The organism is Roseixanthobacter pseudopolyaromaticivorans, assembly GCF_043195145.2.
GTDB lineage: Bacteria > Pseudomonadota > Alphaproteobacteria > Rhizobiales > Xanthobacteraceae > NCEH01.
Genome location: NZ_CM195539.1, coordinates 4,871,378 through 4,884,128, shown reverse-complemented (window position 1 = coordinate 4,884,128; position 12,751 = coordinate 4,871,378). Strand labels below are relative to the sequence as shown.

The window sequence follows — 12,751 nt, the reverse complement described above, 5'->3', positions numbered from 1 at the left end:
CGCTGGTTTTGGTGAAAGATGCGCAAGCGAGAGGGACAGCTGACGCTTAAAGGTCCAACCGCACTTAGGCCGCGTCTGACGCCGATGCGGCGGTGAGCAGCGCGTGGATCGATCTCGCATCGCGCGAGGCGCGCAGCTTTTCGGCGATCTCCGGGTCCCGCAACATGCGGGCGACGCGGGCCAGGGCTTTGAGATGGTCCGCGCCCGCAGCTTCAGGCGCAAGGAGCAGGAAGACCAGGTCCACCGGCTCGCCGTCCAGAGCCTCGAAGTCGATCGGCTTTTCCAGGCGCGCGAAAGCGCCGAACAGCTTGTCGAGCTTCGGCAACTTCCCATGCGGAATGGCGATGCCGCTGCCGACGCCGGTCGATCCGAGGCGCTCGCGTTGAAGCAGCGTCTCGAATATCTCCCTGGCATCGCGGTTGACGAGCACCGCGGCATGCTGAGCAAGCTCCTGGAGAGCCTGCTTCTTGCTGCTCGCCCTCAAGGACGGGAAAACCGCATCGGGGGCGAGAAGATCGGCGAGAGGCATAGGTTGAAAATCCCTGGCGACTGGCGGCCGGGGTGGGCTCCGAGAACGCGGGGGACGCTATTCCCAAGCCCAGGTGCCGGTCAATGGGTTTCCTCAAGGGCGAAGGCCGAGGGATCGATCCAGCCCACATGCCCATCCGGCCTGCGGTAGACCACACTCATTCGTCCGTGATTGGCATGGCGGAAGACAACCACGGATGCGCCGGTAATCTCAAGCTCAACCACGGCGTCCGCCACCGAGAGACTGCGCAGCTTGGTGACCTGCTCGGCGACCACAGTGGGGCTCCAGCCCTCGATCTCCTCGTCGGTCTCCATGTCGGGAGCGGACAGGACATAGCTCTGGGCGCTCAGGTCCTCGCCCTTGGCGTCGCCATTGCCGTGCCCGTGCTTGTCCTTGAGGCGTTGCTTGTAGCGGCGCAGCCGCTTCTCCACCTTGTCGACGGCGGCATCGGCGCAGGAATTCGCGTCATGCGCGTTTCCGTGGGCCTGGAGATTCACGCCGGAATCGAGGTGCAGCATGCACTCGGAGCGATATCCGGACCCATCGCGGGCAACGGTGACATGGCCTGACCAGCCTCCGTCGAAATATTTCCCGATCACCTCGGAAATCCGGTCCGACAAGCGGTGCCGGAGGGCCTCTCCGATGTCGATATTCTTACCCGAGACACGTAGAGCCATGCGATTTGATCCTCTTTGAGACGAGAGGCGAAGCGTTTCTCCACCACCTGTCTCTGTTCTTGCAAACCGGCCGGCTTAACAGTGGTAGGAGCGCTTTAGCCAACTGTCAACGCTGCGCATTGCCTTGCGGGTTCCCCAGAGAAACGGCTGTTTCGGTCCCGCGTGCGAAGCGGCCGGCGCAAACCCTCGCGCGCCAGCCTGTTTTGGCGCTTGCATCGCCCGCGCCGCACCCACAGCTATTTGCCGCCCGGCACCGACGGCGGCGGCGCAGCCGCGACAAGTTCACATGGCGAAAGCAAAACACCCCCGGCAGAGGCTGCCGAGGGTGTGGATGCGACGCGAAAGAAGCGGCGATCAGGCGATCGCGGTCTCGGACTTGCGCTCGTTGCGCTTGCGCTCGTTCGGATCCAGCCAGCGCTTGCGCAGGCGAATCGACTTCGGGGTGACTTCCACCAGTTCGTCGTCCTGGATCCAGGCCAGCGAACGCTCCAGCGTCATGCGGATCGGCGGGGTCAGGCGCACCGCCTCGTCCTTGGACGTGGTGCGGATGTTGGTCAGCTTCTTGCCCTTCAGCACGTTCACTTCCAGGTCATTGTCCCGGTTGTGGATGCCGACCAGCATGCCCTGATAGACCTTCCAGCCCGGCTCGATGATCATCGGGCCGCGGTCTTCCAGGTTCCACAGCGCATAGGCCACCGCCTCGCCCGCTTCGTTCGAGATAAGCACACCGTTGATACGGCTCGGGATCTCGCCCTTGTGCGGCTCATAAGCCTTGAACAGGCGGTTCATGATGGCGGTGCCGCGCGTGTCGGTGAGCAGTTCCGACTGATAGCCGATGAGGCCGCGCGTGGGCGCATGGAACACCAGGCGCTGGCGATTGCCGCCGGAGGGCCGCATCTCGATCATCTCGGCGCGGCGCTCGGACATCTTCTGCACCACGGTGCCGGAATATTCCTCGTCCACGTCGATGACGACTTCTTCCACCGGCTCCAGCGTCTCGCCGTTCGGTCCCTGGTGGAACACGACGCGCGGACGCGACACGGCCAGCTCGAAGCCCTCGCGGCGCATGGTCTCGATCAGGATGGCCAGCTGCAGTTCGCCGCGGCCGGAGACGAAGAACGAATCCTTGTCGGCCGATTCCTCGATCTTCAGCGTGACGTTGCCCTCGGCCTCCTTGAACAGGCGGTCGCGGATCATGCGGCTCGTCACCTTGTCGCCTTCGGTGCCCGCCAGCGGCGAATCGTTGACGATAAAGGACATGGTGACGGTCGGCGGATCGATCGGCTGCGCCTGGATCGGCGTTTCCACCGAGGGATCGCAGAAGGTGTCGGCCACCGAACCCTTCACCAGGCCGGCGATGGAGACGATGTCGCCCGCCTCGCCCTGATCGATGGGCTGGCGCTCGATGCCGCGGAACGCGAGAATCTTGGAGACGCGGCCGGTTTCCACCAGATTGCCTTCGCGGTCGATGACCTTGATGGACTGGTTCGGCTTCACGGTGCCGGAGGAAATGCGCCCGGTGATGATGCGGCCGAGGAAGGGGTTGGCTTCCAGCAGCGTGCCCAGCATGCGGAACGGCGCGTCGTCCACATGGGCGGCCGGCACATGCTTCACGACGAGGTCGAACAGCGGGGCAAGGCCCTGGTCCTTGGGGCCTTCCGGGGAATGGGCCATCCAGCCGTCGCGGCCGGAACCGTAGAGAATCGGGAAGTCGAGCTGGTCGTCATTGGCGTCGAGCGCCGCGAACAGGTCGAACACCTCGTTGATGACTTCCTGCGGCCGACCGTCCGGCCGGTCTACCTTGTTGATGGCGACGATCGGGCGAAGGCCGATCTTCAGCGCCTTGCCGACCACGAACTTGGTCTGCGGCATGGGGCCTTCGGCGGCGTCCACCAGCACGATGGCGCCATCCACCATGGAGAGGATGCGCTCCACCTCGCCGCCGAAGTCGGCGTGGCCCGGGGTGTCGACGATATTGATGCGGATATCCTTCCAGACCACCGAAGTGGCCTTGGCCAGGATGGTGATGCCACGCTCTTTTTCCAGATCGTTGGAATCCATCACCCGTTCGGCGACGCGCTGATTGTCGCGGAACGAACCGGATTGCTGGAGCAGCTTGTCCACCAGCGTCGTCTTGCCGTGGTCGACGTGGGCGATGATGGCGATGTTGCGCAGCTTCATAAGATTCTCAAACACCAAAACGCGGGCCCGAGAAATCGGACCCGCTCCCGCGAATTTCGCGGTGCAAAATACACATGCGCCCGGCTAAAGCAATCCGCAGCGCCGCGAACGGCCGGATGCGCTACGTCAGCCGCGCCGCATCTGGAAGGCCCGCAGGATCTGCTCCGGCGTCATCACCGTGCCGTCGGGCTTGCGCAACCACGCCAATTCCCGGTTCGCAGGCGCTTGGGTGGCCGCGAACGCCACCGCATCCTCCACGGTATCGAAGGCATAGGGCTCAGGCCAATGGTCCGGTGCGTTCACTGAGTGGGAGCTGGACCAGTATTGGAGTTTCACGGGCTTTTCCGTGGCGTGCGTCGATGCGCTCATTGTCTGCCTCCAAAGCTTGCCGGTCAGCGCGGCGCGCTTGCGGCCATCCTTCGCCCTGCCGGCCTGTTCTCCCCTAGGGGAGAAACGCTGCGCCGGCACGCGGGTTCCGCCTCCCTTTGCGCCCCCTTGCGCCCGCTTGCGGTTGCGGCCAATGAGAAACGCGAAATGGGCCGGCGCGGCCCGGGGCAACGGGCGCGGCAATGCCAGGCGAACTTTTGATCGGCGTGTTCATCAGCCTCGTGAATGTCGCGCTTCAGGCGCTCGCGAGCGTGGCGCTGATCACCGCCATGCGGCGGCTGGCGCACGGGCGCAGCCTCAAGCGCCGCTATGTGATCCTGCAGGTGGGCATGGTGTTCACCGGCACCATGCTCACCGCCACCCATCTCGTCCAGGTCGGCGTGTGGGCGATCGCCTATGACCTTCTGGGCGCGGTCAAGGACGGCCGCGACGCCTATTACCTGGCGTTCGTGAACTTCACCACGCTCGGCTACGGCGACATCCTGCCGACCCAGGAATGGCGTCTGCTCGGCCCGGTGACGGCGGCCAACGGCATGCTGATGTTCGGCTGGTCCACGGCGATCCTGTTCGCCGTGCTCACACGCATTACCGACATGCTGGGTTTCCTGAAGGACCCGGTCAGCAAACACGCTCCAGCAAGGCCTGAGCCGCCGCCGGCGCACGAACCTTCGCCCCATTGATCATGTAGACGAAGACATCGCGCGCACCCTTCGCGGGTGCCTTGCCGCTGATGGGCTTCATATCCTTCGGCACCTTGCCCTCCGCCCAGCTCTTGGCGCGGGCCGCCCAATGGTCGAGGGCCTTCGGCTCATAGCCGGTCTCGACCTCTTCCTTCGCGTCCTGCAGGCGCGCATAGACGAAATCGGCGGTGATGTCGGGAATCGCGGGATAGCCCGGCTTGTCGGCATAGATGATCGCCACCTTGTGCTTAGTGGCAAGCGCGATGAAATCCGCCGTGCAGAAGCTTTCGTGACGCACTTCCACCGCATGGCGCAGCTTCACCCCGCCCACGCTTTCCGGAAGCAGGGCGAGGAACGCACCGAAATCATCGGGGTCGAACGCCTTTGTGGGCGGGAATTGCCAATTGATGGGGCCGAGCTTCTCGCCCATCTCGGCGATGCCGCCGTCGACGAAGCGCGCGACGCTCTCGCCTGCCTCCGCCAGGATCCGCCGATGGGTGCAGAAACGCGTCGCCTTCAGCGCGAAGACGAAGCCCTCCGGCACCTGGTCCGCCCAGCTCTTATAGGTCTTGGGCGTCTGCCCGCGATAAAAGGTGCCGTTGATCTCGATCGAGGTGACGGCCCGGCTGGCGAACTCCAGCTCCTTGGCCTGCTTGAGCCCCTCGGGGAAAAACGTGCCCCGCCAGGGTTCGAACGTCCATCCCCCGATGCCGACGCGAATGGCCATGACGCGTTCCTTCTCTTCACACCAATGGCAGGACGTTGGAATACTTCACCTGTTCCAGGGCGAAGGACGATTCGATGGAGGCGATGCCCTCGACCCGGGTGAGCTTCTGCTTCAGAAAGCGTTCATAGGATTCCAGATCGGCCACCACCACCCGTAAAAGGTAATCGCGCTGGCCGGTCATGAGATAGCATTCCAGCACCTCCGGCCAATGGCGGATGGCGGCGGCGAAGGCATCCAGCGCGTCTTCCCGCTGGCGCTCCAGCTTCACCGAGACGAACACGCTCACCGGAAGCCCGACCGCGCGCTGGTCCAGCACCGCCACATAGCGCGTGATCAGCCCCTCTTCCTCCAGATGCCGCACGCGCCGCAGGCACGGCGAGGGCGACAGCCCCACCCGCGCCGCAAGTTCGGCGATGGTGATGCGCCCGTCTTCCTGGAGGGCGGAAAGGATCTTGCGATCGAGCAGGTCCATGGGCGCATGTTTCGTGCGTGCGAGGGCATTGAGACGGCAGAATACGCTAAAGAGGGACCTGCGCGAGCCTCAAATAGGCGATTTTCACCGCTGATCGCGGGATACTCTTAAGTCCTGGCTCCGCCGGTGCGGCGGCCCGAGGAGATGATGCCATGACCCAGGCCCGCGACGCGACAGACCTCGCCATCCTGGCCGAGCTGGAGCGCAAGGTGCTCTGGCTCGCCAGCTGGACCATCCACAACGCCAACCACCTGCGGCCCAGCGAAGACGGGCTGAAGGTGGGCGGCCACCAGGCCTCGTCCGCCTCGCTCGCCACCATCCTCACGGCGCTCTATTTCCATGTGCTGCGGCCGCAGGACCGCGTCGCGGTGAAGCCGCACGCGAGCCCGGTCTTCCACGCCATCCAATATCTGCTGGGCAACCAGACCCGCGAAAAGCTGGAAGCCTTTCGCGCCTTCAAGGGCGCGCAATCCTACCCTTCCCGCACCAAGGACACGGACGACGTGGATTTCTCCACCGGCTCCGTCGGCCTCGGCGTGGCGCAGACCCTGTTCGCCTCCATCGCCCAGGATTACGTGCGCGCCCACGGCTTTGCGCCGGAGCGCCCCGAAGGCCGCATGATCGCGCTTGTGGGCGATGCCGAGCTGGACGAAGGCAATGTCTTCGAAGCCCTGCTCGAGGGCTGGAAGCACGATGTGCGCAACACCTGGTGGGTGGTGGACTATAACCGCCAGAGCCTGGATGCCGTGGTGCGCGAAGGGCTGTACGAGCGCTTCGTCGGCATCTTCGAGGCCATGGGCTGGCAGGTGGTGATCCTGAAGTACGGCTCGCTGCAGCAGGCCGCCTTCGCCGAGCCCGGCGGCGCGGCGCTGAAGGCCTGGATCGACACCTGCCCGAACTCGGAATATTCCGCCCTCACCTTCCAGGGCGGCGCCTCCTGGCGCAAGCGGCTGATGGACGATCTCGGCGACCAGGGCGAGGTCTCCGCCCTCATCGCCCGCCGCTCGGACGCCGAGCTTTCCGCCCTGATGACCAATCTCGGCGGCCACGATCTGCCGAGCATCATCTCCGCGTTCGAGAGCATCGACCACGACAAGCCGGTCTGCTTCCTCTGCTACACGGTGAAGGGCTTCGGCCTGCCGCTCGCGGGCCACAAGGACAATCACGCCGGCCTCATGACCACCGCCCAGATGGACGTGCTGCGCGGCGCCATGAAGATCCGCGCCGGGCACGAATGGGACCTGTTCGAGGGGCTGGCGACGCCGCCGGCGGCGCTCGACGCCTTCCTGAAGAAGGTCCCGTTCGCGCAGGAGGGCACGCGCCGCTTCTCCGCGCCTGCCCTGCCGGTGCCGGCGCTGGCGACGCCGCCCAATCCCACCCTCTCCACCCAGGCGGGCTTCGGGCTGATCCTGCAGGAACTGGCGCGCGGCGACAGCGATCTGGCGGCGCGCATCGTCACCACCTCGCCCGATGTCACGGTCTCCACCAATCTCGGCCCGTGGGTGAACCGGCGCGGCCTGTTCGCCGAGCGCGAACTCTCCGACGTGTTCAAGCGCGAGCGCATCCCCTCCACCTTCAATTGGGAGTTCTCGCCCAAGGGCCAGCATCTGGAGCTGGGCATCGCCGAGATGAACCTGTTCCTGGCGCTCTCCGCGCTCGGGCTCTCCCATTCGCTGTTCGGCGCGCGGCTGATCCCGGTCGGCACGCTGTACGATCCTTTCATCTGCCGTGGGCTCGATGCGCTGAACTATGCCTGCTACCAGGACGCCCGCTTCATCCTGGTCGCCACCCCCTCGGGTGTGACGCTGGCGCCCGAGGGCGGCGCGCACCAGTCCATCTCCACGCCGCTGATCGGCATGGCGCAGGACGGCCTCGCGGCGTTCGAGCCCTGCTTCGTGGACGAGCTCGCGGTGCTGATGGGCTTTGCCTTCGACTATGTGCAGCGCGACGGCACGGGCGCGGACGACGAGCGCAACTGGCTGCGCGACGAGACCGGCGGCTCGGTCTATTTCCGCCTTTCCACCCGCCCGCTGGAGCAGCCCAAGCGCACCCTCACCGAAACCCAGAAGCGCCACATGGTGGACGGAGCCTATTGGCTGCGCGAGCCCGGCCCCAATTGCGACGTGGTGATTGCCGTGCAGGGCGCCGTGACGCCGGAAGCCATCGAGGCCGTGGGCCTGATCGCCGAGGACCGGCGCGACGTGGGCCTGCTCGCCGTCACCTCCGCCGACCGCCTGAATGCGGGCTGGACGGCGGCGGCGCGGGCGCGCGAACGCGGCCTGATGCACGCCACCAGCCATGTGGAACGCCTGCTCGCCCCGCTGCCGCGCCATTGCGGGCTGGTGACGGTGATCGACGGCCATCCCGCCACGCTGGGCTGGCTCGGCTCGGTGCACGGCCACCGGGTGAGGGCGCTGGGCGTGGAGCATTTCGGCCAGACCGGCACCATCGCCGATCTCTACCGCGCCCACGGCATCGACAGCGGGGCGATCGCGGCCGCGGCGCAGGGAGTCGCGCCGGGGCGGCCGCTGCGCCACCTCAAGGCGCTCGGCTGACTTCCAGCGCTTCGGCACGCAACGGGATGCCCGGCCGCCGGCACGCGGCCGGCGTGAAAAAGACGCCGGCGGGCATACGCCGGCTCACGCCTTCTTGGCGTCCGGGCCTTCGTAGCGGTCCAAAGCGGCACGCAGGGAGACGATCTCGGCCTGGAGGCGGATCAAGTCCTCGATGCTCTTGCCGGTCGCCTCGAAAATGCAGCTGGGCACATCCTTGGCCTGCGCCTGGAGCGCGCGGCCCTGCTCGGTGAGATGGATGCGCACCTGCCGCTCGTCGCGACTGTCGCGTTCGCGCCGCACATGGCCGGCGGCTTCCAGGCGCTTCAGCAGCGGCGTCAGCGTGCTGGATTCCAGGAACAGGCTCTCGCCGATCTGGCCCACGGTCTGCCCGTCCCGCTCCCAGAGCGCGACCATGACCAGATATTGCGGATAGGTGATTCCCAGCCGGTCCAGGATCGGCTTGTAGACGCGGTTGAACGCATGCCCCGTGGAATAGACGGCGAAGCACAGGAAGTCGCCGAGCTTCAATTGTTCTTGGTCCATGACCGGTCCTCGCAGGCACCTGCGCCCTTAAGGCGCCGCCCGAGCGCATATTAAATCGCACGCGATATATTGGCAAGCGATGCTGAGCCGGCTGGGGTTTGCCCGCTTGACAGCTTTGCGTTCCGCCTGTACCAATCGGTACATTCAAGACCATTCGGTACAGGAGCTATTCATGTCCGACGCGCCCGAGCCCCGCCCGCCGTTTCCCCCCTTCACCTTCGAGACCGCCGCCAAGAAGGCGCGCGGCGCCGAGGATGCCTGGAATTCCCAGGATCCGGTGCGCGTCTCGCTCGCCTATACGCCCGACAGCGTGTGGCGGAACCGCTCCGAATTCTTCACCGGCCGCCCCGCGATCGTCGCGTTCCTCACCCGCAAGTGGCAGAAGGAGCAGGACTACCGGCTCATCAAGGAATTGTGGGCGTTCCACGAGAACCGCATCGCCGTGCGCTTCCAGTACGAGTGGCGCGACGCGTCGGACCAATGGTATCGCGCCTATGGCAATGAGAATTGGGAGTTCGACGAGAACGGCCTCATGCGCTGGCGACAGGCCAGCATCAATGATGTGAAGATCGCCGCCTCCGAGCGCAAATTCCTGTGGCCGCAGGGGCCCCGCCCGGCGGATTATCCCGGCCTTACCGAACTTGGATTGTAATGGCGAAGATCGTCCACGAGCGTGAAGATGTGGTGCCCGCCCTCGGAGAAGTGTTCCGCGAACACGGCTTCGAGGGCGCGAGCCTGGCCATCATCCAGGCTCGCACCGGGCTCGGCAAAGGCAGCCTCTATCACTTCTTCCCCGGCGGGAAGGAGGAGATGGCGAAGGCCGTCCTGGCCCATATCGACCGCTGGTTCGAGGACGAAATCTATCGCCCCCTGCGCGAGGATGAGGACGCCCGCGCCGCCATCGCGCGGATGATCTCCTCCACCGATGCCTATTTTCGCTCCGGCAACAGGGTGTGCGTGGTCGGCGTGTTCGCCCTCGGCGAGACCCGCGAGCGCTTCGCCTTCGCGGTTCAGGATTATTTCGCTCGCTGGCGCGAGGCCCTGCGCGACGCGCTGGTGCGCGCCGGCCGGGAGCCGGTCGAGGCGGCGGATCTTTCGGAAGACGCGGTGCTCTCCATCCAGGGCGCCCTGGTGCTTTCCCGCGCGGTGAAGGATACCGCCGTTTTCACCCGCGCCCTCGCCCGGCTGAAGACCCGCCTCGGGGTGTAGATCTGCCCCAGCGCAAGCAGCCGCAATGCTCTTGCCCGGATCGCGCGCCTGTTCCAGTGTGCCGCCATGTCGAGCATCGCGCCCCCCCTCCGCCACCTCCCCGCCACCGCCGTCGCCGACGTTCTGGAGCGGATCGCCGCTCGCATCGGCGCGCGCTATGTGGTGCCGCCGGGCGCCGAGGCGGCGCCCTATCTGGTGGAGACGCGCGGCCTGTTCCAGGGCGAGGCGCCCGCCGTGCTGCGGCCGGGAACGGCGGAGGAAGTCGCCTTCTGCGTCGCCCAATGCGCCGAGGCCGGCCTGCCGCTGGTGGCGCAGGGCGGCAATACCGGGGTCGTGGGCGGGCAGACGCCGTTCGGCGAAATGCTCATCTCCCTCACCCGGCTCGACCGCATCCGCGACATCGATCCGACCGATCTGACCGCCACGGTGGAAGCCGGCTGCACGCTCCACGCGGTACAGGAGGCGGCGCGGGCGGCGGACTGCCTGTTTCCTCTCTCCATCGCGTCGGAAGGCACCTGCCGCATCGGCGGGAATCTCGCCACCAATGCCGGCGGCGTCGCGGTTCTGCGCTATGGCAACATGCGGGAGCTGACGCTGGGCCTGGAAGTGGTGCTGCCGGACGGGCGCCTGTGGAACGGGCTGTCCCGCCTGCGCAAGGACAACACCGGCTACGACCTGCGCGACCTGTTCATCGGCTCGGAAGGCACGCTCGGCATTATCACCGCCGCGACCTTGCGCCTGTTCCCGCCCGCGCGCCAGCGCTCCACCGCCTTCATCGGCCTGCCGAGCGTGGAAGCCGCGCTCGCCCTGTTCCGCCGCATGCGCGCGGTGGCGGGCGACAGCCTCACGGGGTTCGAGCTTCTGTCCGATTATTGCATCGAGACCGTGCTGAAACACATTCCCGGCACGGTGCGCCCACTCGGCGAGCGCCACGCCTATTACGTGCTGGCGGAACTGACCTCCACGCGTCTGGTGGACGATCTCGCCGCCCTCGCCGAGGGGATCCTCGAACAGGCAATGGAGGTCGGCGAGATCGCGGACGCGGTGATCGCCGCGAGCGAGACGCAGGCGACGGCGCTCTGGAAGCTGCGCGAAACCCTCCCCGAGGCCCAGAAGTTCGAGGGCGGCTCCATCAAGCACGATGTCTCGGTGCCGGTGTCGCGCGTGCCCGAATTCTACATCGAGGCAAGCCGGCTGTGCGAAGCCCATATGCCGGGGGTGCGGGTGTGCGGCTTCGGCCACATGGGCGACGGCAACATCCATTTCAACCTGAGCCAGCCGGTGGGCATGGACAAGGCGGACTTCATCGCCGAATGGGAGGCATTCAACCGCCTCGTCCACGATCTCGTCGCCGCGCTCGGCGGCTCGATCTCGGCCGAACACGGCATCGGCCTGCTCAAGCGCGAGGAACTGCGCCTCTATAAGGACCCGATTGCGCTGGAGATGATGGCTGCGGTGAAGCGCGCCATCGACCCCGCCGGCCTGCTGAACCCCGGCAAGGTGCTGATGCCCGGCGCGAACTGAAGCCGACCTTCGACCCCCGCCGCGCGGTAGCGTTCACGCGGCGCGCGGCGCGCCCTTGCGCTTCACCCCGACCACGGTGACCACGGCGAGCGCCAGCGGGATTGCGGCGGCCATGAACACCACATGGTTCAAGTGGTGATCCAGCAGCATGCCATAGACCACGGGCCCGATCAGCGAGCCGATGTCGTAGCCGGAATAGACCACGCCGAACACCTTGCCAGTCGAGCCTGCGGCGGCGGCGCGGCGCACCAGCACGTCGCGCGAGGGCATGGTGACGCCCACCGACGCTCCGATCAGCGTCAGCAAGCCGACGGCGGCGGCCGGTCCGTAGGCCACGAAGCCGAGCAGCAGGCACATCAGCGCCGCCACCGAAAGGCCGACCATCGCCACCACATGATGGCGCGTGATGCGGTCGGCCAGCCATCCGCCGGCCGCGACGCCCGCCGCCTGGCCGATCTGATAGGCGGTGACCGCGAAGGCGGCGATGCCGGCGGAGACGCCGAACCCTTCCTGAAAGGCGGTGATCGAGAAATTCTGCACGCCCACCAGCGACATGGCGGACAGGAGGAAATAGAGGAAGGCGAGCAGCACCACCGGCGTCATCAAGATGTGCATGAAGCTCGGCGCCGGTCCGCCGGGATGCTCCGCCCGACGCTCCGCATGGGAGGGGGTACGCAGCACGGCGCGGCTGCACATGAGGCCGACGGCGACGCACAGGCACGCGACGCCGAGGATGATCAGCGCCGCCCGCCATCCATAGAGCAGCGCCAGCCCGCCCGAGACGATGGGCGAGAGGGCAAAGCCGATATTGCCGAAGATCACATGGGCGGCGAACGCGCGCCCGAGCCGCTTGCCGCCCACCCGGTGGCTGAGGATCGACAGGTCGGCCGGGTGATAGACGCTATTGCCGAGGCCGGCCAGCATGGCCAGCGGCAGCATGGCGACATAGCTCGGCGCGGCACCGAGCGCGGCGATGGAGGCCGATTGCAGCACGATGCCGCACAGCAGCAGCCGGTCCGCGCCGAAGCGGTCCACCAGCACCCCGGCGAGCACCTGGCCCGCGCCCGAGAACAGATAGAAGATCGAGAGGATGAGGCCGAGCTCGGTGAACGACACGCCGAGATCGTCGCGCATCACAAGAAACAGCGGCGCAAGGGCGAGTTGGAGGATGTGGCTCACGAAGTGCGCGGCGCCCACGGCGCTGATGGTGGCAACTTCGCTCCGGGTGATGCGGCCGGGTTCCATGGTCGTGTGCACGGCGTCTCTC

General features: G+C 66.6%; 13 protein-coding genes. 5 read left to right on the top strand and 8 right to left on the bottom strand.

Going from position 1 to position 12,751, the window contains the following annotated elements:
* Positions 1-64: 64 nt before the first annotated feature.
* The 4 genes from ptsN to V5F68_RS22755 all read right to left on the bottom strand — a co-directional run bounded on the left by ptsN (position 65) and on the right by V5F68_RS22755 (position 3,756).
* Positions 65-529 (bottom strand): PTS IIA-like nitrogen regulatory protein PtsN, encoded by a 465-nt coding sequence (gene ptsN, locus V5F68_RS22770; RefSeq protein ID WP_394012997.1) that lies wholly within the window; start codon positions 527-529, stop codon positions 65-67.
* A gap of 80 nt (positions 530-609) precedes the next feature.
* Positions 610-1,206: a ribosome hibernation-promoting factor, HPF/YfiA family gene (gene hpf / locus V5F68_RS22765; RefSeq protein ID WP_394012998.1), complete on the bottom strand. Its 597-nt coding sequence runs from the start codon at positions 1,204-1,206 to the stop codon at positions 610-612.
* A 354-nt stretch (positions 1,207-1,560) separates the two neighbouring features.
* The gene (gene typA, locus V5F68_RS22760) at positions 1,561-3,387 is read right to left on the bottom strand and encodes a translational GTPase TypA (RefSeq protein WP_394012999.1); all 1,827 of its coding nucleotides are present in this window, start codon (positions 3,385-3,387) and stop codon (positions 1,561-1,563) included.
* Positions 3,388-3,513: 126 nt separating this feature from the next.
* The gene (locus V5F68_RS22755; protein ID WP_348845454.1) at positions 3,514-3,756 is read right to left on the bottom strand and encodes a hypothetical protein; all 243 of its coding nucleotides are present in this window, start codon (positions 3,754-3,756) and stop codon (positions 3,514-3,516) included.
* Positions 3,757-3,956: 200 nt separating this feature from the next.
* Between V5F68_RS22755 and V5F68_RS22750 the strand changes: the two genes are divergently transcribed.
* Positions 3,957-4,454 (top strand): potassium channel family protein, encoded by a 498-nt coding sequence (locus V5F68_RS22750; RefSeq protein WP_394013000.1) that lies wholly within the window; start codon positions 3,957-3,959, stop codon positions 4,452-4,454.
* Here V5F68_RS22750 and V5F68_RS22745 read toward each other — a convergent pair.
* Together V5F68_RS22745 and V5F68_RS22740 are read right to left on the bottom strand one after the other, a co-directional pair.
* Positions 4,393-5,181 carry a DUF72 domain-containing protein gene (locus V5F68_RS22745; protein ID WP_394013001.1) on the bottom strand — a complete coding sequence of 263 codons (789 nt, stop codon included), beginning with the start codon at positions 5,179-5,181 and terminating at the stop codon, positions 4,393-4,395. The two genes, V5F68_RS22750 and V5F68_RS22745, sit on opposite strands and share 62 nt — an antisense overlap.
* Positions 5,182-5,197: 16 nt before the next feature.
* Entirely contained in the window at positions 5,198-5,653 is a 456-nt protein-coding gene (locus tag V5F68_RS22740; protein WP_348845457.1) for an Lrp/AsnC family transcriptional regulator, read from the bottom strand.
* Positions 5,654-5,805: 152 nt separating this feature from the next.
* Between V5F68_RS22740 and V5F68_RS22735 the strand changes: the two genes are divergently transcribed.
* Positions 5,806-8,208: a thiamine pyrophosphate-binding protein gene (locus V5F68_RS22735; protein WP_394013002.1), complete on the top strand. Its 2,403-nt coding sequence runs from the start codon at positions 5,806-5,808 to the stop codon at positions 8,206-8,208.
* 84 nt (positions 8,209-8,292) lie between these two features.
* Here V5F68_RS22735 and V5F68_RS22730 read toward each other — a convergent pair whose 3' ends face one another.
* The gene (locus V5F68_RS22730) at positions 8,293-8,751 is read right to left on the bottom strand and encodes a MarR family winged helix-turn-helix transcriptional regulator (protein ID WP_394013003.1); all 459 of its coding nucleotides are present in this window, start codon (positions 8,749-8,751) and stop codon (positions 8,293-8,295) included.
* A gap of 172 nt (positions 8,752-8,923) precedes the next feature.
* Here V5F68_RS22730 and V5F68_RS22725 point away from each other — a divergent pair, with 172 nt between their 5' ends.
* The 3 genes from V5F68_RS22725 to V5F68_RS22715 all read left to right on the top strand — a co-directional run bounded on the left by V5F68_RS22725 (position 8,924) and on the right by V5F68_RS22715 (position 11,484).
* Positions 8,924-9,403 carry a nuclear transport factor 2 family protein gene (locus V5F68_RS22725; RefSeq protein WP_394013004.1) on the top strand — a complete coding sequence of 160 codons (480 nt, stop codon included), beginning with the start codon at positions 8,924-8,926 and terminating at the stop codon, positions 9,401-9,403.
* Positions 9,403-9,960: a TetR/AcrR family transcriptional regulator gene (locus V5F68_RS22720; protein ID WP_394013005.1), complete on the top strand. Its 558-nt coding sequence runs from the start codon at positions 9,403-9,405 to the stop codon at positions 9,958-9,960. Before V5F68_RS22725 ends, V5F68_RS22720 begins: the two co-directional genes overlap by 1 nt.
* A 66-nt stretch (positions 9,961-10,026) precedes the next feature.
* Positions 10,027-11,484 carry an FAD-binding oxidoreductase gene (locus V5F68_RS22715; RefSeq protein ID WP_394013006.1) on the top strand — a complete coding sequence of 486 codons (1,458 nt, stop codon included), beginning with the start codon at positions 10,027-10,029 and terminating at the stop codon, positions 11,482-11,484.
* Positions 11,485-11,517: 33 nt separating this feature from the next.
* Here V5F68_RS22715 and V5F68_RS22710 read toward each other — a convergent pair whose 3' ends face one another.
* Positions 11,518-12,741: an MFS transporter gene (locus V5F68_RS22710; RefSeq protein ID WP_394013007.1), complete on the bottom strand. Its 1,224-nt coding sequence runs from the start codon at positions 12,739-12,741 to the stop codon at positions 11,518-11,520.
* Between the last annotated feature and the right edge of the window lie 10 nt (positions 12,742-12,751).

What these genes read in the sequence shown, in the direction of transcription:
- ptsN (WP_394012997.1), bottom strand. Translation starts at nt 529, where the DNA reads ATGCCTCTCGCCGATCTTCTCGCCCCCGATGCGGTTTTCCCGTCCTTG.
- hpf (WP_394012998.1), bottom strand. Translation starts at nt 1,206, where the DNA reads ATGGCTCTACGTGTCTCGGGTAAGAATATCGACATCGGAGAGGCCCTC.
- typA (WP_394012999.1), bottom strand. Translation starts at nt 3,387, where the DNA reads ATGAAGCTGCGCAACATCGCCATCATCGCCCACGTCGACCACGGCAAG.
- V5F68_RS22755 (WP_348845454.1), bottom strand. Translation starts at nt 3,756, where the DNA reads ATGAGCGCATCGACGCACGCCACGGAAAAGCCCGTGAAACTCCAATAC.
- V5F68_RS22750 (WP_394013000.1), top strand. Translation starts at nt 3,957, where the DNA reads ATGCCAGGCGAACTTTTGATCGGCGTGTTCATCAGCCTCGTGAATGTC.
- V5F68_RS22745 (WP_394013001.1), bottom strand. Translation starts at nt 5,181, where the DNA reads ATGGCCATTCGCGTCGGCATCGGGGGATGGACGTTCGAACCCTGGCGG.
- V5F68_RS22740 (WP_348845457.1), bottom strand. Translation starts at nt 5,653, where the DNA reads ATGGACCTGCTCGATCGCAAGATCCTTTCCGCCCTCCAGGAAGACGGG.
- V5F68_RS22735 (WP_394013002.1), top strand. Translation starts at nt 5,806, where the DNA reads ATGACCCAGGCCCGCGACGCGACAGACCTCGCCATCCTGGCCGAGCTG.
- V5F68_RS22730 (WP_394013003.1), bottom strand. Translation starts at nt 8,751, where the DNA reads ATGGACCAAGAACAATTGAAGCTCGGCGACTTCCTGTGCTTCGCCGTC.
- V5F68_RS22725 (WP_394013004.1), top strand. Translation starts at nt 8,924, where the DNA reads ATGTCCGACGCGCCCGAGCCCCGCCCGCCGTTTCCCCCCTTCACCTTC.
- V5F68_RS22720 (WP_394013005.1), top strand. Translation starts at nt 9,403, where the DNA reads ATGGCGAAGATCGTCCACGAGCGTGAAGATGTGGTGCCCGCCCTCGGA.
- V5F68_RS22715 (WP_394013006.1), top strand. Translation starts at nt 10,027, where the DNA reads ATGTCGAGCATCGCGCCCCCCCTCCGCCACCTCCCCGCCACCGCCGTC.